Raw genomic sequence first — 22,938 nt, 5'->3', positions numbered from 1 at the left:
GGGGGAATCAACATGAATACACTGCTTGTCGGTATTAACATCGCAGTCATGCTCATTTTAGTTGGTGTATTGTATTATATGCAACGTAAGCATGTATCTTTTAATAAACGTGTATTTACTGCTTTAGGAGTCGGAATTATCTTTGGTCTTATATTACAATTTATTTATGAGCCTACTTCTAAAGTGATTATCGAATCAAATAACTGGTTTAACTTAATCGGTAGTGGTTATGTGAAATTGCTGCAAATGATCGTTATGCCACTTATTTTAGTATCTATTATTTCAGCATTTACAAAATTACAATTAACGAAAAACCTTGGTAAGATTAGTGGTCTTATTATTGGAATCTTAATTCTTACTACAGGAATTGCCGCAGCTGTCGGTATCGCTGCGAGCGCAGGATTTGATGTTTCGGCAACGGGATTACAACAAGGAGATGCAGAATCTGCTCGTTTGAAATTAGTAGAAGAGAAATTTACTTCAATTGAAAACACACCAATTCCGCAAAAATTGTTAGAGTTATTACCTACAAACCCATTTCTTGATTTAACAGGTTCTCGTCCTACATCAACAATTGCTGTCGTAATTTTTGCAGCCTTTATCGGAATTGCCTTTATCGGTGTAAAGAGAAAGTACCCAGAACAAGCTGAGTTATTTAAAAAGATGCTTGATGCTGCATATGCGATCGTAATGCGAATGGTAACGTTAATTTTACGACTTACTCCATACGGCGTATTAGCACTTATGGCGAAAACAGTTGCTGGTAGCGATATAAATGCTATTTTAAAACTCGGTAATTTCGTTTTAGCGTCTTATGTAGCACTTATCGTAATGTTTATCATTCACTTATTATTAATTGCTCTATCTGGTTTAAATCCAATTCAATATGTAAAAAAGGTATTCCCTGTATTAACTTTCGCATTCACTTCTCGCTCTAGTGCAGGTGCAATGCCATTAAATATTGAAGCACAAAAAGAAAAACTTGGTATTTCAGAAGGAATCGCAAACTTCGCTGCATCCTTCGGGGTATCTATCGGTCAAAACGGTTGCGCAGGTATTTATCCAGCGATGCTTGCAATGATGGTCGCTCCAACTGTCGGAATTGATCCGTTACAACCACAATTCATTTTAACTTTAATCGCTGTCGTTGCAATTAGCTCATTCGGTGTTGCCGGTGTTGGTGGCGGTGCAACATTCGCAGCATTAATCGTACTATCTACAATGAACTTACCAATCGGTATCGTCGCTCTTGTTATCTCGGTTGAGCCATTAATCGATATGGGTCGTACGGCTCTTAACGTAAGTGGTTCTATGACAGCAGGTCTTATTTCTAGTAAATGGCTTGGTGAATTAGATCAAGATACGTACAATCAAGACGATGTAAAAACTGGTGAAATTGCTTCATAATCAAAAAGGACGCTAACATAAAGTTGTTAGCGTCCTTTTTTATTTCTTTCCATCTTCCTCTTTATCTTTTAAACACAAGGCATAACATATTATCTCAAACACTATGAATAACGCTCTACCGATTACTTCAGCCATGATAACAACGCCACCTGTATATTATTACGTATAGATATAACTAAATTATACATTTTTTTATTTTTTTGATAACTATTAATTTCTTATAAACAAAAAGCTAATTATCATTCCTCATCTGCAAACTGTAAAAACTCTTCCAACCGCTCCTTTAACTCCTCCTCTATCTCACAATAAGATTCATCAACAAGTTCACCACTTAACTTACTTCCCCAAACCCTCATTTGAAGTGGCACTCCTAAAAAATAATTACCACATTCCCAGATAGGAACTGTGTAAAATTCAATCATCGCTCCTTCTTCATCTAATACAGCTATCGAAATGGATGAATAATATCCTGTTTCAAAAGGATTTTCTTTATCTCTGATGAGTTCCATAAATAGTTCCATGTTTTTTTCTATGTATAAATGTGAATAATCTTTAAAAAGTTTAAGTGATATTCTCTCTATTTCATTTTCCATGCATTGAATCTTCTCTTTTAACTCCAATGTAAACTCCTGTTCTTTATACTTCATTCTCGCCTCCTAAAACACTGAAAAAGAGAATACAGTCTTGTATTCTCTCATTCTTATATTGCTAAAATTATTGTTATTATCTCACAGCCCGTCCCTTTTACAAATAACCATTTTGCTCGCACCATTCATGAAATTGCCGCACATCTACTCCAACTAAAACAATATCCTTTAGCTCTACATCAATACTTTGATCACCAATTACAATTACAAAATAGGTCTCTAATTGTTTTTCCTTTTTCTTTACAATTCCAATTCGGTTTCGATATGGTCCATCTTTTATATATGCTTTTTGTCCTACAATATCAAAGTTCAAGATTCTCACCTCTTTTATTGCGCTCAAATTGGAAATACGAACTCAAATTCAGAAAATTTCCTTTCATTGCACTATTTCTCTATATATATGACGAAACAATAAAAGAGTCCTTCCTTCTTTACAATTATTTTTTCTTTGTTTCATTTTTATGATTGAAACGTAAAGTTTATAATAAAACACACTTGGAAGCGCTTTCTATGTAATTTTTTATGTTATAATATATAAGTAGAACTTCGTAAAGAGGGTTAAAAAATGAATACAAACATGATTAAAAAAGTAATTGAAGCATTAAAAGTATATGGATTTCAGGATGTATCATTCTGTGAAGAAACAAAGAAATTTTTATTTCATAACGAAACCGATATTATGAGTGGCTATGCGGAAATAACATATAGTAGTCAATTTGAAAAATTCAACGTACAAATCCATCCAATTGAAACACATCACCAAGCAGAGTTACAAGAGGTCGAAAGACATATACAAACTTGTATAAGACAAGTGGAATATTTAAACGCACTTCTTACTGGGCAGACAAAACTAGATGATAAAATTATTATTATGTAAAAAAAGAACGTGATATCCTCACGTTCTTTTTCATTATATGTTCATCTTTTCTTTCAATTGTAATCCTGTAACAGATTGTAATACATCCATTGCTTCTCCAAAAGTCATATCAAAAATCGTTTTATCTTCTATGTATGGGAACTGTCTAAAACGTTTTTCTAACATTTTTACTGCATCCGATGTGAAACTTGCACTATCAATGCCAAATTCTGTTTCAAGAAGCACAATCCAATCTAACACATGAAAACCTAATCCATTTACGAATGAAATAAGTTTTTCTTCTGGCTGTGAAGATAAAAATACGTATCGCTCCATCTCACTGAAAAGTTCTTCTCCTAAAATTTCCGCTAACTCATCATCATGTTCGCGTTCAATAATCTCTTCGTAGCCGTAATCGTCAACAAGCTCTTCTACTTCTTCACTATCCTCACAAAGCAATTGGCTAAGAAGTGCATCTTTCTTAAATTCACTATTTTGTACAACTTCTAAAAAACTTGTTTCCCATCCATTTTCTAATTTCATATAACATAACTCCTTTATGGCTTTTCTTATCATCACTGTACCCAAAAGATCACTTTTATAACCTTTTAGGTAGTTGCTATTATTCCATATGTTTTATAACATAAGATGAAAACTCAGCTGCATCCCCATCAAAAATACTTACCTCTGGCAAATGGTAAAACGTTGTTTGCAACGGGTTTCCTTTATGATAAATATATACCTTTTTCTCTAGCGCAATCGCCATTCCAAACTCTGTATGACTTCCATTTCCGCCATCTAATATAAGTAAAAAGACATCGGCTTCTTTTATAGCATTCTTCTCTGCCTGACCAATTTCTCTTAATTGTTCTTGATTAACTGCTCTTTCATTTTGGGTCCAATCATATGTATGGTGCCATCCTGAATTTTTCAGTTCATTCGCTATAGAGCGTACAAGATGTTTATTTTGGAATCCTGAGGCGATATAAAAATTCATTTATATACACTCCTTAATTATGTATGAGGGGAAACTCCGTTTTAGCGTTAATGGGGTTTTTTTCAAAAGAAATCCCCATCTTTAGAACTTATTTGTGTTTAAATGATGGGGTGCCTCATGGTCTTCTTTTATTTTTTGTTTTTTATAACTTTCATCAGCTAACATTTCTAGTTCAGCTGTTATTTCTGATTTCTCAAGCTCTCGTTCTTGTGAAAATTTCCGTGAAATATAAACAATAACACTACCAACGTACAACACAAAGCATATAATAAGTGCAGTATTTTCATAGAGACTTAGCTCCAACACAGTCACTCCTAATCCATTCGTATTTTCACGCTTAATCAATTGGAATTTCCCTATTAACCATCTGTTATTGTAACATAAATATATCAATTCTTCGAACCTTTCATTCTATTGAAAAAGGCATGATTTAAAAATCACACCTCCGAAATATGTTTAATAATGGTCTTTATCGCTTCTTTTCCATTATATTTTTTTAACGATTCTTTATATGTTTCATTATTATGATATAACTCTTCTACATGCTTTATAAGCGAGTCCACCGTTACATCCTCTTCATATAATACCGATGCATACCCTTGTCTTTCAAAGGATTCTGCATTTAAAATTTGATCCCCGCGACTTGAAGATTTCGATAACGGAATTAAAACCATCGGCTTTTGCAATGTTAAAAATTCAAAAATCGCATTGGATCCTGCACGTGAAATAACAAAATCTATTGCTGCTAATATATCTGGTAACTCTCCATGTACATATTCAAATTGTCTATATCCTTCTTTATTTTGTAATGATTCATCAAGATTTCCTTTTCCGCAAAGATGAACAATTTGATAATTTTTCAAAAGATCTGGAAGTGCCAATCGAACAGTTTCATTAATTTTCTTTGCTCCTAAACTTCCTCCCATAACAGTAATAACGGATTTCTTACGGGAAAACCCTAGAAACTCTAAACCTTTTTCACGATTTCCTCTTAGTACTTCTTCACGCACAGGCGATCCTGTATATATTACTTTCTCTTTCGGTAAGTGCTTCGCAGCTTCTTCAAATGTAACAAATATTTTCGAGGCAAAACGGAGCGCAATTTTATTTGCTAGTCCAGGTGTCATGTCAGATTCATGTAGCAAAACTGGCACCCTATTTAGCCACCCCCCAATTACGACTGGTACAGATACAAAACCACCTTTTGAAAAAATAACATCCGGCTTTAGTTTGCGAATTGTGAAGTACGCATCCATAACCCCCTTCATCACAAGAAAAGGATCTTTTATATTTTTCAAATCAAAATAACGACGTAGCTTCCCACTCGCAATACTATAGTACGGAATTCCTTCATTTTCTATAATCGTTTTTTCAATCCCTTGATGAGAACCGATGTAAGAAATGTCCCAGTTTTTTTCCTGTAAATGTGGAATAATTGCTAAATTAGGTGTTACATGTCCTGCCGAACCGCCACCTGTAAAGACTATTTTTTTCATACGTCTCCCCCTTCTACACTATAGTACACTAAAATACCTTGCCTCAGGGTGAGAAAATACCATAGCCGTTACAGACGCTTCCGGCTCCATCATAAATCCTTCTGTTAATGAAATCCCTATTTCCTCTGGGTGAATTAAGCGAAATAATTTTTCTTGGTCAGCAAGTTCTGGGCATGCTGGATAACCAAATGAAACACGAATACCTCTATATTTTGTACGGAATCGTTCCTCCATCGTCAGTTCTGGTGAGTCTGGAATTCCCCAGCGATCTCGAATTAACATATGTGTTTTCTCTGCGAGCCCCTCTGCTAATTCAAGTGCTAACGATTGAATCGCATGACTGCGTAGATAATCTCCCTTCGCCTTCCATTCCTCTGCAACATCGCGGACACCTTCTCCAACAGTGACAGATAAGAAAGCAACATAATCCATCTCATCTCCAATAGTGCGTAAATAATCTCCTAAAGTACGGTATGGAGCTTTTCCTTGTCTCGGAAATGCGAATCGCTCTATAATACGCGTATGATCTTCCGGATCGTATATAACGATATTTTGTCCATCACTTTGCGCTGGGAAAAATTGATACACCGCTTTCGGACGTAACCAAGATTGTCCTTCTTGTAATAATTCATCAATTAAGTCATTTAGCTCATGCGCTCTTTTATCTCCTTCTTGCAGAAGTTTTTTTACATTTCCTTTTAATCCAAGGTGGTGCCCGAGTAACATTTGTCTATTTAAAAATGGGGAAAGATGTGAAACCGGAATATCGCGTAATACAATTCGTTTTGTTGAATCGGGCACTATAACCGTCGCTTTTGGTAAAGGTTCAATAACTGCCGGAATTTCTACTTTCTTCTCCTCTTGTTTCACAATATGAAGATGGCGTTCCTTTTTATCTTGCTTCATCTTCTCACGCTCTTCTTCTTTTTGTAACCGATTAATAATATCAAGGCCAGTCATCGCATCACTCGCATAGCATACGAGCCCTTTATATGATGGAGAAATACGATTATCTGTAAACTTTCTCGTTAGCGCTGCACCACCGACAACAATTGGAATATCAATATTCGCTGCTTTTAAATCTTCGGCAGTTGTTACCATTTGTTGAGCTGATTTTACTAATAAACCGGAAAGACCAATAATATCAGGTTTCTTTTCTTGTACTTCTTGAACAATTCTATCCGAACGAACATTAATTCCTAAATTAATAATTTCATATCCGTTATTTGATAAAATAATTTCAACAAGGTTTTTCCCAATATCATGTACGTCCCCTTTAACGGTCGCTAATAATACTTTCCCTTTTTTCGCACTATCGCTAGATTCCATATGTGGCTCTAAATAGCTTACGGCAGCTTTCATGCTTTCAGCACTTTGCAATACTTCAGCAACTATAAGCTCATTATTATTAAATAATCGCCCCACCTCATCCATTCCTGTCATAAGTGGACCATTAATAATATCCAGCGGTTTTCTACCTTCTGTAAGCGCGAAACTTAAATCTTCTTGTAGTCCTTGCTTCGTACCTTCTACAATATAGTTTGCTAATCGTTCATCAAGCGTTAGCGTTTCTTGTACAACGACATCTTTCGTTTTGGCAACACGATAAAAGTTTGTAAACTCTTCTAACGTCTCTTTCGTCGTTTCAAATAATAATGCATCTGCAAGACGTTTTTCTTCCTCTGGAATTGATGCATAGCGCTCTAATTTTTCCGTATTGACAATCGCATAATCTAATCCTGCTTTCGTTGCATGATATAGAAAGACCGAATTTAACACTTCTCGGCCGGCCGGCGGTAGACCAAATGATATATTACTCACCCCTAAAATCGTTAAACATTCTGGTAACGCTTCTTTAATAAGACGAATCCCTTCTATAGTCGCTGCCGCTGAACCTATATATTCTTCATCACCTGTTCCTACAGGAAACACAAGCGCATCAAAAATAATATCAGATGGGCGTATACCATACTTCTTCGTTAGTAACTCATAACTTCTTTTAGCAATCTCTATCTTTCGCTCTGCACTAACCGCCATGCCATCTTCATCAATTGTTCCTACAACTATAGCGGCTCCGTATTTCCGAAGAAGAGGTGTCACTTTTTTAAAACGTTCTTCTCCATCTTCTAAATTAATAGAGTTGATAACAGCTTTTCCTTGAATATAAGTAAGAGCTTTCGCCATAACATTTTCATCTGTCGAATCAATCATAATCGGTACTTTTAGCACTTTCGTAACTTCTGCCAAAAATCTTTCCATATCTTCTATTTCGTCACGATCAGGGTCCGCCATACAAATATCAATAATATGAGCATTTTTCTTCACTTGCGCTCTTGCCACTTCAGCAGCCTCTTCAAAATTCCCTTCTGCTACTAATCTTTTAAACTTACGCGATCCAATTACGTTCGTCCTTTCTCCAACAAATAGTGGCCTCATAGAATCATCGTATTGCAGCGCTTCTAGCCCACTAACTCCATGTCCAACTCGTTCATGATGCTCACGAGGGTTAATCAAGGCAAGCGCCGATTTCATTGCACTTATATGTGCGGGTGTTGTGCCACAACAACCACCAATAATATTAATCCAGCCTTCTTCAGCAAAACGTTTTACTTTTTCAGCAAGTGAAGCTGGCGATTCATGATAATGCCCATCTTCATCAGGAAGACCGGCATTTGGATAACAAGAAATATAACACTCCGATAAATCAGATAACGAACGAATATGTTCCCTCATAAATTCCGGACCAGTCGCACAGTTTAATCCAACAGATAACGGCTTCATATGCTCTATCGATAAATAAAAAGCTTCGATTGTTTGCCCTGCTAAAGTCGTTCCCATCGGCTCAATTGTTCCCGAAATCATAATAGGTACTATTTTGTTTAGTTCTTCAAACGCCGATTGAATTCCAATATACGCAGCCTTTACATTACGCATATCTTGACTCGTCTCAACGAGCAATACATCAACTTCTCCTCTTAATAACCCTCTCGCTTGCCTTGTATATGCTTCGATTAACTCTTCAAAAGTCACACCGCCTGTAACACTAATCGCTTTCGTCGTTGGTCCCATCGCTCCCGCAACATATACTTCTTTCCCGCTTTCTTTAACCGCTTGCTTCGCCAAAAGCGCTGCCCTTTCGTTTAACTCTTCATCTAAATGAGACAATGCATAATCACTTAGTACAATATTAGTTGCACCAAACGTATTTGTTTCAATAATATCTGCACCAGCTTCAATATAAGCTTTATGAATCTTTAAAATAACATCGGGTCTTGTTTTTACTAAATATTCATTACAACCTTCGTATTCTTCTCCTCCAAAATCTTCCGCTGTTAATTCTTCTTGTTGGATCATCGTTCCCATTGCACCATCTAATATTAAAATTTCATGTTGTAATCTCTCTTCTATTCGTTTCATCAATTAATACCTTCTTTCACTTCTTGGTTTTCTCTCACATATTTCACGAGATGTTCTGTAATTTCATATTTTAAAAACGGTGTAATAAGATAAATACCGTTAAAATATTTCATCGCCTCATCAATTAATTGTTGTGAAATACGAATTCCTTCTTCGATAGCTGCCTCTTTCGTTTCATGTCCATCCATTCTTTTCCTTATTTCTTCTGGAAGAGTAATACCCGGCACTTCAAAATGAAGAAAATCGGCATTCCGCTTACTTACTAACGGCATAATTCCAATAAAGATAGGTTGTTCCAAATGCTTTGTCGCTTCATATAATTCTTTAATTAAAGCTACATCATAAATCGGCTGAGTTAAGAAGTATTCTGCTCCAGCATCTATTTTTCTTTCCATTCGTTTTACCGCTGCTTTTAAATGTCTTACATGAGGATTGAATGCACCTCCGACAGAAAATCTTGTTGCCGGGCCGATTGATTTCCCTAAAATAGAACGACCGTCATTCATCTCTTTAATCATTTTAATTAGCTCGATAGATGACAAATCATATACAGAAGTTGCACCTGGGAAATCACCAACACGCGCTGGATCACCAGTTAAAGCTAACACTTCCTCCATACCTAATGCTGATAATCCAAGCAAATGAGACTGCAGTCCAATGACGTTATGATCTCTACACGTTAAATGCGTCAATACTGGAATATCATGTTTCGTTAATAATGCACCCATAGCCATATTAGAAACGCGAGGAGATGCTAATGAATTATCTGCTAGAGTAATAGCATCCGCTCCAGCCCTTTTCAGTGCTCTTGCCCCTTCAAAGAATCGCTGCGTGTCTAACGTTTTCGGTGGATCTAATTCCACTACAACTGTCGTTTGTTTCTTTGCCTTCTCCGCGAGAGTAACATGAGCTCTCGAACGCTTCTCGTGTGTATGGACCACTTTAGGCCTTGGAATCGTCTCCTTTGCTATTACGGGTGCAATATTTGCAATAGCACGTTTCATTCCTGCAATATGTTCCGGGGTAGTACCACAACAACCGCCTAATAAACGAATACCTTGTTCAATAAATTCTGGTGTCATCTCTTCAAAATATGCTGGACTTCCCTCATACACGTAACGCCCCTCCACATAATTTGGGAGACCTGCATTCGGATATGCTGATAAATAGCCATCTTGAGGGATCGATATCATTTTGAAAGCTTCCGTCATATGAAGTGGTCCTAGTTGACAGTTCAATCCAACGACATTTGCACCGTAATCTAAAAGCTGTTTTAATATTTCATTTACATCATTCCCATTTTGAGTCGTACCTGCCTCATGTAACGCTAACTGAGCTACAATCGGAATATTCGTTTGTTTACGCAATACTTTAACGGCATGCAATATTTCAAATTCATCATAAAAAGTTTCTAATAGTAATCCATCAACCTGTTCTTCTAGTAAAGCACCTGCCTGCTCAAGTAGCATAAATTCTCGCTCTATATCAGTCGTTGTAACAGCTCCAATATGTTTCATACCGCCAATTGTCCCTAAAATTGCATTCCGCTCTGTTACTGATGCTTTCGCAAGCTTCACCGCCGCTTTATTAATTTGGACAACTTGATTTTCCAAGCCATACATACGTAATTTCGCTTCATTTGCCCCATACGTATTCGTTTGAATAACATCCGCTCCAGCAGATACATATTGTTTATGGATTGATATAATTAAGTCCGGATCAGACAAATTCAATTCTTCAAAACTACTTTGTAAACCATGCGAATGTAATAACGTTCCAACCGCACCGTCACCTATTACAATTCCTTTTGATAATAAATCTAGTAATTTCACGTATCTCCCTCATTTCTATCAATATAAAAACCCCTCTTCACTTTGAAGAGGGGGACATAATTGTTCCTCCTCTTATTATGCAAAACATTCGTTTTGCAGGTATTAGCACCGTTTCAAACTTTTCGTTTGAAGGTTGCCGGGTTTCACAGGGCCTTTCCCTCCACCGCTCTCAATAAGAGTTTGTCTTTATTATTTTATTTATGTAGCTAAAAGGAAATGCGCTCCCCTTTTAACAATTCTTGTTAATTTTTTAATAAATTTAGCATGCACAAAAATAAAAGTCAATGACACTTGCGGAAAAATAAAAATTATTTAAAATAGAGTTGCAATTCAATTATCTTTTGTTGTAAAGTTAAAAACATAATAAAAATTTCATACGAACATTCTTATCTAGAGAGGTAGAGGGACTGGCCCTATGACGCCTCAGCAACCATTAACGTTCATTCGTTAATAAGGTGCTAATTCCAGCAAATTGTGAAAGATTTGACAGATGAGAAGAAGACTCTATTCAAACCGAAAGCCTTCTTCTTAGAAGGCTTTTTTTATTTTACATTCACATAGCCGTTCACTTTACAAAGGGGGAATTTTCACATGTCAACAATCGAAACAAAACTAGCACAAATCGGGAATCGTAGCGAAACTACAACAGGAACTGTTAATCCACCAGTTTATTTCTCAACTGCTTATCGGCATGAAGGGATTGGTAGATCCACAGGATTTGACTATTCAAGGACTGGAAATCCAACTCGAGGTCTTTTAGAACAAGCAATCGCAGACCTAGAAAATGGCGATCAAGGTTATGCCTGTAGCTCAGGAATGGCAGCTGTTCTCCTTGTCCTTTCACTATTCCGTTCCGGAGATGAGCTTATCGTATCTGAAGACTTATACGGAGGAACGTATCGTCTATTTTCCGAACATGAAGAAAAGTGGAATGTTCGATGTAGATACGTAAATACACAATCTATTAAACAAATTGAGCAAGCTATCACAACTGAAACAAAAGCTATTTTTATAGAAACCCCGACTAATCCACTAATGCAAGTTACTGATATCGCAGCTGTCGCAAGTGTAGCAAAAAGGCATGGGCTACTTCTTATTGTAGACAATACATTCTACACACCTTATATACAGCAACCATTAACAGAAGGTGCCGATATCGTCCTTCATAGTGCAACGAAATATTTAGGCGGGCATAACGATGTACTAAGCGGACTGGTCGTTGCGAAGGGGAAATCACTTTGCGAGGAGCTTGCTCATTATCATAATGCTTCTGGGGCTGTCTTAAGTCCATTTGATTCATGGCTATTAATCCGCGGCATGAAAACTTTAGCACTTCGCATGAAACAACATGAAGAAAATGCTCATGCAATTGTTGCATTTTTAAATGATGAAGATGGTGTGACAGATGTATTTTATCCAGGAAGAGGCGGTATGATTTCGTTTCGTCTTCAAGATGAAACTTGGATTAATCCTTTCTTACAATCTCTATCCTTAATTACATTTGCTGAAAGTCTTGGCGGCGTCGAGAGTTTAATGACTTATCCAGCAACGCAAACTCATGCCGATATTCCAGAAGAAGTTCGAACAGCACGCGGTGTGTGTAATCGTCTTCTCCGTTTTTCAGTCGGCATCGAAAATAGCAATGACTTAATTCAAGACTTAAAACAAGCAATTAAACTTGTAAAAGAAGGTGTAAGAATATGAGTTATTCCGTAGATACGCTTTTACTGCATAATCAATATAAGCATGACTCACAAACAGGAGCTGTTAACGTTCCCATCTATAACACATCAACATTTCACCAGTTTGATGTAGATACTTTCGGAAAATATGACTATAGTCGATCTGGTAATCCAACACGTGAAGCTCTTGAAGATATCATTGCTTTATTAGAAGGTGGAACAAAAGGATTCGCCTTTGCATCAGGCATTGCAGCAATTTCTACTGCATTTCTCCTTCTTTCGCAAGGTGACCATGTTCTTATTTCAGAAGATGTATATGGCGGCACTTATCGAATTGTTACTGAAGTTCTCTCCCGTTATGGTGTTTCACACACATTTGTTGATATGACCAATTTAGAAGAAGTGAGACAAAATATTAAATCGAATACAAAACTCTTTTACATCGAAACACCTTCTAATCCGCTATTAAAAGTAACGAATATTCGTGCCGTTTGCGAATTAGCGAAATCAATCAATGCTCTTACATTTGTAGATAATACATTTTTGACACCACTATTTCAAAAGCCGCTTGATCTTGGGGCCGATGTCGTACTTCATAGTGCAACAAAATTTATTGCTGGTCATAGCGATGTCACCGCCGGATTAGCTGTCGTAAAAGATGAAGAGCTCGCTCAAAAGCTTGGCTTTCTACAAAATGCTTTTGGTGCTATTTTAGGACCTCAAGATTGTTCTCTCGTGCTTCGCGGTCTGAAAACATTGCATGTACGTCTCGAACATTCAGCTACCAATGCCAATAAAATTGCACATTTTTTACAAGAGCACTCTAAAGTTCAAAATGTCTATTATCCTGGATTACAATCACATCTTGGCTATAGTATTCAACAATCTCAAGCAACATCGGCTGGGGCTGTTTTATCTTTCACCTTACAATCCGAAGATGCACTGCGCCAATTTTTATCGAAAGTTAAATTACCCGTTTTTGCGGTTAGTCTAGGAGCTGTTGAATCTATTCTTTCATATCCAGCAAAAATGTCACATGCAGCTTTATCACAGGAAGCACGTGATGAAAGAGGGATTTCCAACTCATTACTTCGTTTATCGGTTGGTCTTGAAAATGTTAACGATTTAATATCTGATTTCGAGAATGCTCTTTCTTATGTAGAAGAACCTATAAATGCATAAATGAAAGAAACGAAGCTGTGTACGAATAATAAAATTTCCCAACAAATAAAATAGTTTTTAAAAGATGATATGAAATTGAATTTTCATATCATCTTTTAATGTTTCCTAGTACATTGAATGCTTTTTGAATTTTTTGTATCCTTCTATAGTTCATTACAAAACAAGAGTGCATAATACATCCTCAAATGATAGAATTATTAATATATTGTAAAGTGAAAGAGGTAAAAATAATGGAGACTTGTGCAGATGTTTTAATCGTTATCGATTTACAAAATGGCGTATGTTACAACGGAGACCATTTATTTGATTTACAAAATTTACTCACTAAAGTAAATAATAGAATCGCTTTATATCGAGAATTACATAAACCAATCATTTTTGTTCAACACTGCGATGAAGAATTAGTACCTGAAGAAGAACTTTGGGCTATTCATGCCAATCTAGATGTTCAAGAACAAGATTTTTTTGTAAGAAAAACACATGCAAATTCATTTTATAAAACAAACTTAAAAGAGATTTTAGACAAATTATCTGTACATCGCATTGAATATTGCGGTGCCCAAACAGAATACTGTATGGATGCTACGATTAAATTTTCTCATGGATTAGGATACGAAAACTTCATGGTACAGAAAGCAACCTCTACTCTGAATAATTCATTTATGTCTGCACAAGAGACGATTGATTTTTATGAGAATATATGGAACAACAGATTTTTAAAGTTGATAAAAAATGAACTCTAGAATAAATGATTAATGACTTGATCATGCTAAGATTTATCAGCTACACTCAAGTATTTCATTATCACCATAAAGAAGCTGATTACATTCGGCTTCTTTTATTTTAACCTGTTTTATATTCTATATATAACATTATAATTCCTTTTTTGCATTATTTTAAAAATTTTGTATATTCATTTGAAAGAATAAGAAAATCATGATAAAATTGTGTTACAAATATATCTATATCTTTCAATTTTTAAAATGCATCAAAATTTTCACCCAAAAATATCATTTTACAAAACTGTACAAATTTATCTATTTTATTTACATCAGGGTCTCTTTTCTTACAATTTCTTTACTTTAGGACTTTTTTTCTGCAACAACTGTTTTCTTTTCTCTAATTTTTTGGTATGTATAGTATGGTATAACAGCTCACACGGAGGTGGAAAAGAACATGTTAGAAACCTTTCAAAAAGAAATAGAACTATATGAAAGCAATGCAGAATTATTGAAAGTGCTTGCTCATCCTGTTCGCTTATGTATTGTAAAGGGATTAATTGAACGTGGCCCAAGCAACGTTTCTACAATGTACACAGGCTTAAACATGCCACAATCTACAATTTCACAGCATTTAGCAAAGTTAAAAAGTGCTAAAATCGTTTCTAGTGAAAGAAAAGGATTGGAAATTTACTACAAAGTAGAAAACGAAACAATTATTCAACTCGTTCGCGTATTATTAGGTTAGGGACTAATAGACAGAGAAAAAGAACGTATTCTATATTTTTCATCTCATATCTTTAATATAAATATATATCATGAGAGAAAAATATATAATGCTACATACTACAAGTCGTATTAAAAAACAAGACACAGAAATTACTGTGTCTTGTTTTTTCACATGTACAAATAACGATTCAAATATAAATCTTTCATGTCTTTCGTATGTATAACGACATCGAAAGCATGACCTAATCCTCCGTTCAAAATCATAGAACGAATAGCTCGATTTAGTTTTTGAGTTTCAGAAAAAGGGTTGGTATCTTGATGGCTAGCAAGCTGGTCTAATATTCCTGCTGCTAACAAAAACTCTGATTGCTTCCTATGCCATATCGTATTAATTCCTTGTAGCTCAAAAATCACCTTCAATTCATCCCAATGAACATGAGTAGTAAGGTCCATTTCTCCTGGATATGCAAGAGGGTTACGAATTAGCTTATGCTTATAATATCCTCTTAAACTTCCTTCATAATGTGCAGGATGCATCCATTCTTCTTTTGTATATCCATAATCAATTGTAATACATATACCTTTCTGAAACCATTTCGCAATCTCTTCTATATACTCTTCCATTGCAATAGGCACTTCAAAACGCTGTCCTTCTGCAATATGAATGTTATATTTCAATAAGTAACGACCGATTTTTTTCTCTATCGGTCTAAATACTTCTGCAAGGTTCCCATCATCTGTATACGTGATACGTACGTCATACAAAATTCCATTTCTTTTCTCAACTACTTCAACAGGAAACGCATCAAATAATTCATTCGAAAAAATAATCCCTTCGAAAGACTCTCCTATTTCAATATAAGATGTATAATACGACACATTATTAAATGAGCAAAGACTCTCCTGCTGTAATTTTCTATGAAAAGGGCTCACTTCAATAATTGAATAGTTTACATTGATAAAGGTTTCCGGAGATAATTGTTTCCATTCTTGTAAAACATCATAGGCAAATTTTCCTGTTCCCCCACCAATCTCACAAATATTTGGAGAAACTTCACCATTTTCAACAAGATGAATAAAAAACTTAGCAAAAGTTTTTGCAAAAACAGAGGATACGTTGCTACTTGTAAAAAAATCCCCTTGCCTTCCAATCTTGTCACGTTCCTTCATATAATAGCCATGTTCTTCTGTATACAATACGAGGTTCATATACGTACTATATGAAATTGAATAATCCTTCTCTTTCCCCATCCATTCTCTTAAAATGAGCTCCATCCCCATAATGACTCCTTATTGTAAAAATGGATTATTTTCTTTTTCAAAACCAATGCTTGTTTCTGGACCATGTCCACATAGCACCGCTGTTTCATCTGGTAATACAAATAATTTCTCTTCAATGCTTCCCATTAATTCGGCAAAGCTTCCGCCAGGTAAATCTGTTCTTCCGATACTCATTTGGAATAATACATCACCAGAAAATACAGCGTTTGCCTCTTTACAATAATAAGAAATGCTCCCTGGAGAATGTCCTGGCGTCTCAAAAATTTCAAAATTAAATGAACCAATTGTTAATGCACCCTCTGCATCAATAATATGGTCTGCTGGTTTTGCTGTAATACTGCGGTTCATCATAAAAATTTGTGATCCATTCACAGTTGCATCCCCTAACCAATCCGCTTCTTCTTTATGTACGTATACAGGAATATGAAAAGCGTCTCTTACCGCATCAACAGCACCAATATGATCAAAATGAGCATGTGTTAATAAAACCGCCAGCGGTTTTAATTGTTCTTCTTGTAAATATGTAACAAGTTTCTCTCCTTCATGACCAGGATCAAAGATAATACACTCATTTTGATCGTTCATTAAAATATAAGCATTTGTTTGTAATGGTCCTAACGGCATTTGTGTCCATTTCATATAAAAATCTCCTCCAGTTATTAAACTTACTTTTAATGATACAACATTTCTTTCTCTTAGGAAAAGAAAGGATGCTGTCTCGACAATCATTTTTAAAACATGTACAATATAAAAGAGTAAATATTCCAAAAACTCATTATAATAATGGGTAGACAGAGGAGGATATTGTATGGGCCTTGTTATTATTTTTGCGCTAGTCACTCTGTTAGCTGTATTTGCTACACTTAGAACACTTCGTGAAAAAAACTTATTCGCGAGCGGCTTTGCTATTGCAACTGTACTCGTTTTCGGATGGTTTACAATCATGACTGTTCTATATAGTGGGTACCCACCAACAGCTTAATTCATTTGCAGTTTTATTCTTCATCAAGATTTTGCATAAAAAGAGGAAGGGCTGCCCCTTCCTCTTCTCATATTTCACTACTTATATCATCTTTGCCTCGTATTTGTGCTTTTTTACAAGCCACGCTCCTCCAATAACACCAGCATCATTGCCAAGTGTTGCAATGGCTAACTTCGTGCTCTTTACAGCGCGCGAGAAAGCATATTGCTCAAAGTAGCGTTGAATTGGCTCTAATAGTGCGTCACCAGCTTTAGATACGCCACCACCAATTACAATTTTCTCAGGGTTCAACGTACTAGAAAGGTTTGCTACAGCTAATCCTAAATAAGAAGCTACTTTTTCTACTACTTCGCCTGCTAGTTCATCACCTTGTCCATGTGCTTCAAATACATCTTTTGATGTAATACGTCCCTCTTCTGCTAACATAGAACGTAACATACTCTCTTTATCAGTCTCTTGTATTTTTTGCATAGCAACACGCACAATACCCGTTGCAGATGCTACTGTTTCTAAGCAACCAGACTTCCCGCAATTACATGGGAAAGCATTCTCTGTTACTACTGTAATATGTCCAATCTCACCAGCAGCACCACTTACACCGTGTACAATCTCACCATTGGCGATTACACCGCCACCAACACCAGTGCCAAGTGTCATACAAATTAAATCTTTTGCTCCTTCACCAGCACCTTTCCACATTTCACCAAGCGCCGCTAAGTTTGCATCATTATCAATAACAACAGGTAACCCTGTTTCTACTTCTAGTAAATCTTTTAACGGATAGTTTTTCCATCCTAAATTAACCGCTTCATAAATCATTCCAGATGCCACATGTACAGGGCCAGGAGCTCCCATACCAATACCAATCAACTTGCTTTTTAATTCACCTAACGCTTCTAACTTTTTATCGATAGCTTTCGCTACATCAAGTGTAATATGTTTTCCTTGCTCATTTGTATTCGTAGGGATTTCCCACTTATGTAAAATTTCACCGTAAACATTAATAAATGCTAATTTAATCGTTGTACCACCAAGGTCAACACCAACCAACCATTTCTCTTCCATGCTGCTTACCTACCTTTATCTCATTCTTATCTAATTCTTATTTATCTCTTTTTGAATTTCTTGCTTCAACAAAAATAAAGCTGTTTGATAGTCTTGTGGATCGATTAGCTGTGATTGATTTAATTCACGTAGCTCATCTTGCATTAATTGTAAATCAGCGATCCGATCACCCGTATAAATAATCGTGCCAAATTTCTTTAGCAATTGCTGAATATCATAAATGGATATCATTTTATCACCCTCTATGCTCACTTACTATAAAAAATTATAATAAGAAAACGTTCACATATTTTATTATAATCAAGAAGAAAAAGTCTCGTCAATTTTTATTTGTCTATACAAGCCCATTTATAACCATTGTTCCTTTTTCTGTAATAATTTTTTCTACATTTTTATCAAATGGCTCTAACGGAATATGTTTTACTATTTGAAAATCATAAGCTAATGATAGCGTTTTCCCTTTATAACGCACGAGGTAACGATCATAATAGCCCCCACCATATCCAATCCGTTCTCCTCGCTGCGTATAAGCTACGCCTGGCACGATTTGAAGATCAATTTTATCCGCATCCACTTCTTCTGTAAGCATAGGGATCGGTTCACGCAAATTCATATATACCGTTTCTAATTGTTCAAAATTACTAATTTGCCGGAAAGACATCGTCCTTGTCCCTCTATTACATTTTGGGACAACTACTTTCTTTCCTTCTTTCCACGCTTTTTCAATAATAGGATATGTATCCACTTCATGTTCCATTGAGAGAGTTATTCCGATTGTTTTAGCTTCAACCCACTCTTTTTGCACATACAACGAAACTGCAATTTGTTCCGATAAAGTTATATACTGTTCTTCTGATAAAGAATTCATGTGTTCTATTATTTGTTTACGCAAACGTATTTTTTCTTCCTTCACACACTTTTCCCCCTTGCAGTGACACTTTACTCTACGAAGATAGTGTATCACTTTTAACGTAGGAATCGCATAAAAAAAAAGAAACAGTAGGAAAATATTCCTACTGCTTACTTTGTTTCACGGTGTAACGTAGACTTCTTGTCACGCTTGCAATACTTTTTAAGCTCAATACGCTCAGCGTTGTTACGTTTATTTTTCTTTGAGATATAGTTACGATCTCCGCATTCTGTACATGCTAGAGTAATATTCACACGCATTCTTATTTCCCTCCAGTCACTAATAACTTAAATCAGACTATACTATAATACCACTTTTAAAATAAAAATTCTACACCTTTTGATATTGTCTAATTTTTTCTATAAGATTTTTCATATTTTCCCTTGCTATTAATGGGTTTCTAGCATGTGAATACACCAAAAATTTTGGTTGTTTTGTATCAGAAACGATATAAGACCACTCTTTTTCTGTATATTTGAACTGTATTCCTTCTAATATCCCTTCTTCTTTTCTTTCCATATCGTCCAATAATTTCCTCATTACTTCCCCTTTTTCTTTCCACGAACATACAACTTCATCATAAAGTAGATAAAGTGGAGGTGATTTCTCTACTATGCTAAGTAACGTTTTTCCTTGCAACGCTATTAATTCAAATAATTTTCCAATTCGATATAAAATATCTCTCTTCCATCTTATTTGAAAAGGTTTTTTTTCATCATGCATATAAAAGAGAAGATAACATTCTCCTAACTTCAAAGACATTGGGTAAATATTACCTGCAGATTCGAGTAATAAATCAGGAATACCTACTTCTTCAAAATCAGTCCCTTGGTAAATATTACTATGATTATCATATAATTCGAAGTGATTTCCGTGTTCAGAGAACATAAGCGCCATATTTGCTTTACTCGATTTCATCAAAGCTTTCACATGATCTTTTTGTTCACTCGCATAAATCCATGTAACTGTGCACCCAAGCCTTTGTAGAAAGAGCATAAGTAAATGTTGTAACATATCATTTCTCTTATTAATAAGAAGATGAAACCTCTGTTTTTGTATCGTTTCAATATCAATGCGCTCTAATACAGCTTCTACATAATTATTTAAAGAAACGTGAACCTGTTTATTTCGTCCCATTTCTTTCTCACAGACGTAATAAAACGACTCAGACATATATACTTGTTCTATCGCTTTTTGCTGCTTATACGTCAACAACGTGCCATCCTTACCATACAGCTGTATTACAATGCCTCTTTCGTTTTCCACTTGAATGAAAACTCCACCTGCACATTGCAAATTATGAATGGCATACTGAAAAAGTGACTCATTCATTTCTTTACATTCCATCGTATGAATCCCGATGCCATGAATGGCATGGAGGAATAAATTTTTAAAGGAAGTTGTTTCTATATTTTCCTGACTTCCGATTAATATACTCTCCCCCTTTGTCAAAAGAGATCCATAAGCCATTGCAGCTTTCACAATAAATTGAGGAGTAATTTCAACATTACCTCTTCCTACAATCCGGCTTTTTTGTAGCCATCCTGCACTCTTTTCACTCTCTTGAACACCGGCAGACCCTACTACTGAATGACTATCTATCTCCTTATATGGCCATAGTTTTCCTTTTTGCTTAATTACTGTACTTTTCCCGATATGACAATGGTCCGCTACAATGCTTTTTTGAAAGAGTGTAACGTCATCTTCGACCATTGTATGCTCTCCTATTGTTGTTTCTAATAACTCACAATTTTTTCCTATATGAGCATTCGCAAAAACAATACTTTTTTGAAGATGAGAATAACTTGAAACGATACTATTTTTTCCGATAATAGAGTACGGTTCAATTACAGCCCCCGCACCAATCATTGCTCCTTCTCCAATAAAAGAAGGACCATGAATTTTCGTCCCTTTCCCAATTGTTACACCTTCTCCCATCCACACCATCGGTAATACTTCTGTATATGGAATAGGTACTTTCAATTTTTTCGTCAACAAATCGAATTGTGCTTGCCGATATTGATCAAATGTACCAATATCTAGCCAATAATCTTCTGATAAATATGCAAATAACGCATTTTTATTTGCCAATAACGGAAACACATCATGACTGAAATCAAAAAATTCCATGGATGGTATGTAAGAAAAAATTTCCGGCTCCATTATATAAATACCTGTATTCACAACATTAGAAACAACCTCATTCCAACTCGGTTTCTCTATATATCGTATAACTTCTTGTTCTTTATTCATTACAACTAACCCAAAGGAGAGTGGATTTTCTACTTCTTTCGCAAACATCGTTACCATTCTCTTCTTCTGTTCATGAAATGCAATTCCTTCTGACAATTGAAAGTCAGTTAATGCATCCCCACTAATAACAACAAATGTTTCATCTAAAAAACTTTCCGCTTGCTTAATGCTTCCTGCTGTTCCAAGCGGAGGAGAGTCTTCAAAATAATACAAGTCAACTCCCCATTTACTACCATCACCAAAGTATTGCTTAATGGCCGTACTCATATATTGAACTGTAATTGCAATTTCACGAATACCATGCTGACGTAATAATTCAATATTGTATTCAAGAACTGGCTTTTCTAACAATGGTAACATCGGTTTTGGAGTATTACACGTTAATGGTCTAAGGCGTCTCCCTTTTCCTCCAGCTAAAATAACCCCCTTCATATACTTCAGCCTCCACTTATATAATGTTCACGTATACCATATGTATATCATTTCCCCCCGCATTAACTGGCAGTTAATGCCCGATTGTTGCGGACTAATAATCAGTGTGAGATAAAAATAAAAACCACTCATTTAAGTTTCACTTTATACATGAATGTATCTTTTAAATTCCAGCTAAAAGAAAGCGCTTACTATTAACTTGGTAAAATTATTAATAAGACATTATTAGCAATTATGTACTTATTTTTCCATTAATTATGATACATCTTATCATCATAAACTAAAGGAAACAACGAGCTTTTTTTGTCATGTTTTGACTAAAAAAAGCAGGTGATTTCTCATCACCTACTTTTTTCCCTACTCATTCAATAAATAATGCTTTCCTTTTACTAAATAAAATACATTCTCGGCAATATTTGTAATATGATCTGCTACACGCTCAATATATCTTGCAACAAAGGATAGTTGTGTAATTTGTGTAATCGCTTCTGGTTGCCCAGGGATAGAAGATATAAATTCACGAATCGCCTTTCCATATATTTCATCAACTGAGTCATCCATTTCAGCAATTTGTTTAGCCAAAGTTAAATTTTCTTGCTCGTATGCTTCTAATGCTAAATTTAACATTTTATGAGCGATCTCAAACATTTCCTCAAGATTATGCAAGCTAACAACCACTTCTTTTTCTCCAAGACGAATTGTTGATTTCGCAATATTAACAGCATGGTCTGCAATACGTTCTAAGTCTGTCGCTGTTTTAATTGAAATGAAAATTCTTCTTAAATCACTTGCTACAGGCTGCTGTTTTGTAATAAGCATAAGCGCAAGGTCATTTATTTCCTCTTCTAAATTATCCATGCGATAATCCCCATCAATGACTTCTAACGCTTTCTCTACATCCCTGTTGTGAAGACCTTCCATAGCAATTAATAAAGCTTCTCTTGCTAACTCACCAAGTTCAATCACCTTTTGCTGTAACGTTTTTAAGTCACCTTGAAACTGTTCTCTTACCATTGCTTCTTCCCCCTCAATATTATGTGCCATTATATAT

At 35.5% G+C, this 22,938-nt stretch carries 23 protein-coding genes and 2 riboswitches; of the genes, 7 read left to right on the top strand and 16 right to left on the bottom strand.

Annotated features, from left to right (window positions below; all coding sequences use genetic code 11):
- Nucleotides 1-12 precede the first annotated feature (12 nt).
- Nucleotides 13-1,407: an L-cystine transporter gene (locus tag U860_RS0103730; protein WP_025147448.1), complete on the top strand. Its 1,395-nt coding sequence runs from the start codon at nt 13-15 to the stop codon at nt 1,405-1,407.
- Nucleotides 1,408-1,646: 239 nt separating this feature from the next.
- Here the strand turns inward: U860_RS0103730 and U860_RS0103720 are convergent, their stop codons facing one another.
- Both U860_RS0103720 and U860_RS0103715 read right to left on the bottom strand, forming a co-directional pair.
- Entirely contained in the window at nt 1,647-2,054 is a 408-nt protein-coding gene (locus U860_RS0103720) for a hypothetical protein (protein ID WP_025147447.1), read from the bottom strand.
- A 97-nt stretch (nt 2,055-2,151) separates the two neighbouring features.
- Nucleotides 2,152-2,367 (bottom strand): DUF3912 family protein, encoded by a 216-nt coding sequence (locus U860_RS0103715; protein WP_025147446.1) that lies wholly within the window; start codon nt 2,365-2,367, stop codon nt 2,152-2,154.
- Nucleotides 2,368-2,619: 252 nt separating this feature from the next.
- On the opposite strand from U860_RS0103715, the gene U860_RS0103710 reads away from it, so the two are divergent.
- Nucleotides 2,620-2,931, top strand: a complete 312-nt coding sequence (locus U860_RS0103710; protein WP_025147445.1) for a hypothetical protein — start codon at nt 2,620-2,622, stop codon at nt 2,929-2,931.
- Nucleotides 2,932-2,964: 33 nt separating this feature from the next.
- Here U860_RS0103710 and U860_RS0103705 read toward each other — a convergent pair whose 3' ends face one another.
- From U860_RS0103705 to U860_RS0103680, 6 genes are all read right to left on the bottom strand, one after another.
- On the bottom strand, nt 2,965-3,453 hold the full coding sequence (locus U860_RS0103705) for a hypothetical protein (RefSeq protein ID WP_025147444.1): 489 nt from the start codon (nt 3,451-3,453) through the stop codon (nt 2,965-2,967).
- A 79-nt stretch (nt 3,454-3,532) separates the two neighbouring features.
- Entirely contained in the window at nt 3,533-3,907 is a 375-nt protein-coding gene (locus U860_RS0103700; RefSeq protein ID WP_025147443.1) for a nucleoside 2-deoxyribosyltransferase, read from the bottom strand.
- Between the two features lie 81 nt (nt 3,908-3,988).
- Nucleotides 3,989-4,249 carry a DUF3966 domain-containing protein gene (locus U860_RS0103695; protein ID WP_025147442.1) on the bottom strand — a complete coding sequence of 87 codons (261 nt, stop codon included), beginning with the start codon at nt 4,247-4,249 and terminating at the stop codon, nt 3,989-3,991.
- Between the two features lie 95 nt (nt 4,250-4,344).
- Complete coding sequence (locus U860_RS0103690) at nt 4,345-5,403, bottom strand: undecaprenyldiphospho-muramoylpentapeptide beta-N-acetylglucosaminyltransferase (protein WP_025147441.1); 1,059 nt, start codon at nt 5,401-5,403, stop codon at nt 4,345-4,347.
- Nucleotides 5,404-5,421: 18 nt separating this feature from the next.
- A complete protein-coding gene (metH, locus tag U860_RS0103685; protein WP_025147440.1) occupies nt 5,422-8,820 on the bottom strand; it encodes a methionine synthase in 3,399 nt (1,132 codons plus the stop codon).
- Nucleotides 8,820-10,652 (bottom strand): bifunctional homocysteine S-methyltransferase/methylenetetrahydrofolate reductase, encoded by a 1,833-nt coding sequence (locus tag U860_RS0103680; RefSeq protein WP_025147439.1) that lies wholly within the window; start codon nt 10,650-10,652, stop codon nt 8,820-8,822. Before U860_RS0103680 ends, metH begins: the two co-directional genes overlap by 1 nt.
- A gap of 69 nt (nt 10,653-10,721) precedes the next feature.
- Nucleotides 10,722-10,831, bottom strand: a riboswitch (SAM riboswitch).
- 204 nt (nt 10,832-11,035) lie between these two features.
- Nucleotides 11,036-11,149, top strand: a riboswitch (SAM riboswitch).
- Between the two features lie 94 nt (nt 11,150-11,243).
- On the opposite strand from U860_RS0103680, the gene metI reads away from it, so the two are divergent.
- The 4 genes from metI (at nt 11,244) to U860_RS0103660 (ending at nt 14,983) form a co-directional block, all read left to right on the top strand.
- Entirely contained in the window at nt 11,244-12,356 is a 1,113-nt protein-coding gene (gene metI / locus U860_RS0103675) for a cystathionine gamma-synthase/O-acetylhomoserine thiolyase (RefSeq protein ID WP_025147438.1), read from the top strand.
- The gene (gene metC / locus U860_RS0103670) at nt 12,353-13,516 is read left to right on the top strand and encodes a cystathionine beta-lyase (RefSeq protein ID WP_002173464.1); all 1,164 of its coding nucleotides are present in this window, start codon (nt 12,353-12,355) and stop codon (nt 13,514-13,516) included. Before metI ends, metC begins: the two co-directional genes overlap by 4 nt.
- Before the next feature lie 230 nt (nt 13,517-13,746).
- A complete protein-coding gene (locus tag U860_RS0103665) occupies nt 13,747-14,259 on the top strand; it encodes a cysteine hydrolase family protein (protein ID WP_025147437.1) in 513 nt (170 codons plus the stop codon).
- A gap of 433 nt (nt 14,260-14,692) precedes the next feature.
- Complete coding sequence (locus tag U860_RS0103660) at nt 14,693-14,983, top strand: metalloregulator ArsR/SmtB family transcription factor (RefSeq protein WP_000894375.1); 291 nt, start codon at nt 14,693-14,695, stop codon at nt 14,981-14,983.
- 149 nt (nt 14,984-15,132) lie between these two features.
- Here the strand turns inward: U860_RS0103660 and U860_RS0103655 are convergent, their stop codons facing one another.
- Entirely contained in the window at nt 15,133-16,245 is a 1,113-nt protein-coding gene (locus tag U860_RS0103655; RefSeq protein WP_025147436.1) for an SAM-dependent methyltransferase, read from the bottom strand.
- Nucleotides 16,246-16,254: 9 nt separating this feature from the next.
- Nucleotides 16,255-16,884, bottom strand: a complete 630-nt coding sequence (locus U860_RS0103650; RefSeq protein ID WP_025147435.1) for an MBL fold metallo-hydrolase — start codon at nt 16,882-16,884, stop codon at nt 16,255-16,257.
- A 169-nt stretch (nt 16,885-17,053) separates the two neighbouring features.
- Between U860_RS0103650 and U860_RS32675 the strand changes: the two genes are divergently transcribed.
- Nucleotides 17,054-17,227, top strand: coding sequence for a DUF2759 domain-containing protein (locus tag U860_RS32675; RefSeq protein WP_025147434.1), 174 nt, complete (start codon nt 17,054-17,056; stop codon nt 17,225-17,227).
- 81 nt (nt 17,228-17,308) lie between these two features.
- Here the strand turns inward: U860_RS32675 and glcK are convergent, their stop codons facing one another.
- From glcK to phoU, 6 genes are all read right to left on the bottom strand, one after another.
- Nucleotides 17,309-18,292, bottom strand: coding sequence for a glucokinase (glcK, locus tag U860_RS0103640; RefSeq protein WP_025147433.1), 984 nt, complete (start codon nt 18,290-18,292; stop codon nt 17,309-17,311).
- Between the two features lie 30 nt (nt 18,293-18,322).
- Nucleotides 18,323-18,523: a YqgQ family protein gene (locus U860_RS0103635; RefSeq protein WP_002173470.1), complete on the bottom strand. Its 201-nt coding sequence runs from the start codon at nt 18,521-18,523 to the stop codon at nt 18,323-18,325.
- Nucleotides 18,524-18,626: 103 nt separating this feature from the next.
- Nucleotides 18,627-19,205 carry a 5-formyltetrahydrofolate cyclo-ligase gene (locus U860_RS0103630; RefSeq protein WP_025147432.1) on the bottom strand — a complete coding sequence of 193 codons (579 nt, stop codon included), beginning with the start codon at nt 19,203-19,205 and terminating at the stop codon, nt 18,627-18,629.
- Nucleotides 19,206-19,312: 107 nt separating this feature from the next.
- Nucleotides 19,313-19,462, bottom strand: a complete 150-nt coding sequence (gene rpmG, locus U860_RS0103625) for a 50S ribosomal protein L33 (RefSeq protein WP_001265616.1) — start codon at nt 19,460-19,462, stop codon at nt 19,313-19,315.
- Nucleotides 19,463-19,532: 70 nt separating this feature from the next.
- Nucleotides 19,533-21,887: a sugar phosphate nucleotidyltransferase gene (locus tag U860_RS0103620; RefSeq protein WP_002173472.1), complete on the bottom strand. Its 2,355-nt coding sequence runs from the start codon at nt 21,885-21,887 to the stop codon at nt 19,533-19,535.
- A gap of 357 nt (nt 21,888-22,244) precedes the next feature.
- Entirely contained in the window at nt 22,245-22,901 is a 657-nt protein-coding gene (phoU, locus tag U860_RS0103615) for a phosphate signaling complex protein PhoU (protein ID WP_025147431.1), read from the bottom strand.
- Nucleotides 22,902-22,938: the final 37 nt, after the last annotated feature.

Origin of the sequence: Bacillus sp. H1a, from assembly GCF_000633475.1 — a bacterium.
In the GTDB taxonomy this organism is placed as follows: domain Bacteria; phylum Bacillota; class Bacilli; order Bacillales; family Bacillaceae_G; genus Bacillus_A; species Bacillus_A paramycoides.
Note: the sequence above shows the minus strand (reverse complement) of the source record. Positions and strands in the feature narration are given on the sequence as shown.

What these genes read in the sequence shown, in the direction of transcription:
- U860_RS0103730 (WP_025147448.1), top strand. Translation starts at nt 13, where the DNA reads ATGAATACACTGCTTGTCGGTATTAACATCGCAGTCATGCTCATTTTA.
- U860_RS0103720 (WP_025147447.1), bottom strand. Translation starts at nt 2,054, where the DNA reads ATGAAGTATAAAGAACAGGAGTTTACATTGGAGTTAAAAGAGAAGATT.
- U860_RS0103710 (WP_025147445.1), top strand. Translation starts at nt 2,620, where the DNA reads ATGAATACAAACATGATTAAAAAAGTAATTGAAGCATTAAAAGTATAT.
- U860_RS0103705 (WP_025147444.1), bottom strand. Translation starts at nt 3,453, where the DNA reads ATGAAATTAGAAAATGGATGGGAAACAAGTTTTTTAGAAGTTGTACAA.
- U860_RS0103700 (WP_025147443.1), bottom strand. Translation starts at nt 3,907, where the DNA reads ATGAATTTTTATATCGCCTCAGGATTCCAAAATAAACATCTTGTACGC.
- U860_RS0103690 (WP_025147441.1), bottom strand. Translation starts at nt 5,403, where the DNA reads ATGAAAAAAATAGTCTTTACAGGTGGCGGTTCGGCAGGACATGTAACA.
- metH (WP_025147440.1), bottom strand. Translation starts at nt 8,820, where the DNA reads ATGAAACGAATAGAAGAGAGATTACAACATGAAATTTTAATATTAGAT.
- metI (WP_025147438.1), top strand. Translation starts at nt 11,244, where the DNA reads ATGTCAACAATCGAAACAAAACTAGCACAAATCGGGAATCGTAGCGAA.
- metC (WP_002173464.1), top strand. Translation starts at nt 12,353, where the DNA reads ATGAGTTATTCCGTAGATACGCTTTTACTGCATAATCAATATAAGCAT.
- U860_RS0103665 (WP_025147437.1), top strand. Translation starts at nt 13,747, where the DNA reads ATGGAGACTTGTGCAGATGTTTTAATCGTTATCGATTTACAAAATGGC.
- U860_RS0103660 (WP_000894375.1), top strand. Translation starts at nt 14,693, where the DNA reads ATGTTAGAAACCTTTCAAAAAGAAATAGAACTATATGAAAGCAATGCA.
- U860_RS0103655 (WP_025147436.1), bottom strand. Translation starts at nt 16,245, where the DNA reads ATGGGGATGGAGCTCATTTTAAGAGAATGGATGGGGAAAGAGAAGGAT.
- U860_RS0103650 (WP_025147435.1), bottom strand. Translation starts at nt 16,884, where the DNA reads ATGAAATGGACACAAATGCCGTTAGGACCATTACAAACAAATGCTTAT.
- U860_RS32675 (WP_025147434.1), top strand. Translation starts at nt 17,054, where the DNA reads ATGGGCCTTGTTATTATTTTTGCGCTAGTCACTCTGTTAGCTGTATTT.
- glcK (WP_025147433.1), bottom strand. Translation starts at nt 18,292, where the DNA reads ATGGAAGAGAAATGGTTGGTTGGTGTTGACCTTGGTGGTACAACGATT.
- U860_RS0103635 (WP_002173470.1), bottom strand. Translation starts at nt 18,523, where the DNA reads ATGATATCCATTTATGATATTCAGCAATTGCTAAAGAAATTTGGCACG.
- rpmG (WP_001265616.1), bottom strand. Translation starts at nt 19,462, where the DNA reads ATGCGTGTGAATATTACTCTAGCATGTACAGAATGCGGAGATCGTAAC.
- U860_RS0103620 (WP_002173472.1), bottom strand. Translation starts at nt 21,887, where the DNA reads ATGAAGGGGGTTATTTTAGCTGGAGGAAAAGGGAGACGCCTTAGACCA.
- phoU (WP_025147431.1), bottom strand. Translation starts at nt 22,901, where the DNA reads ATGGTAAGAGAACAGTTTCAAGGTGACTTAAAAACGTTACAGCAAAAG.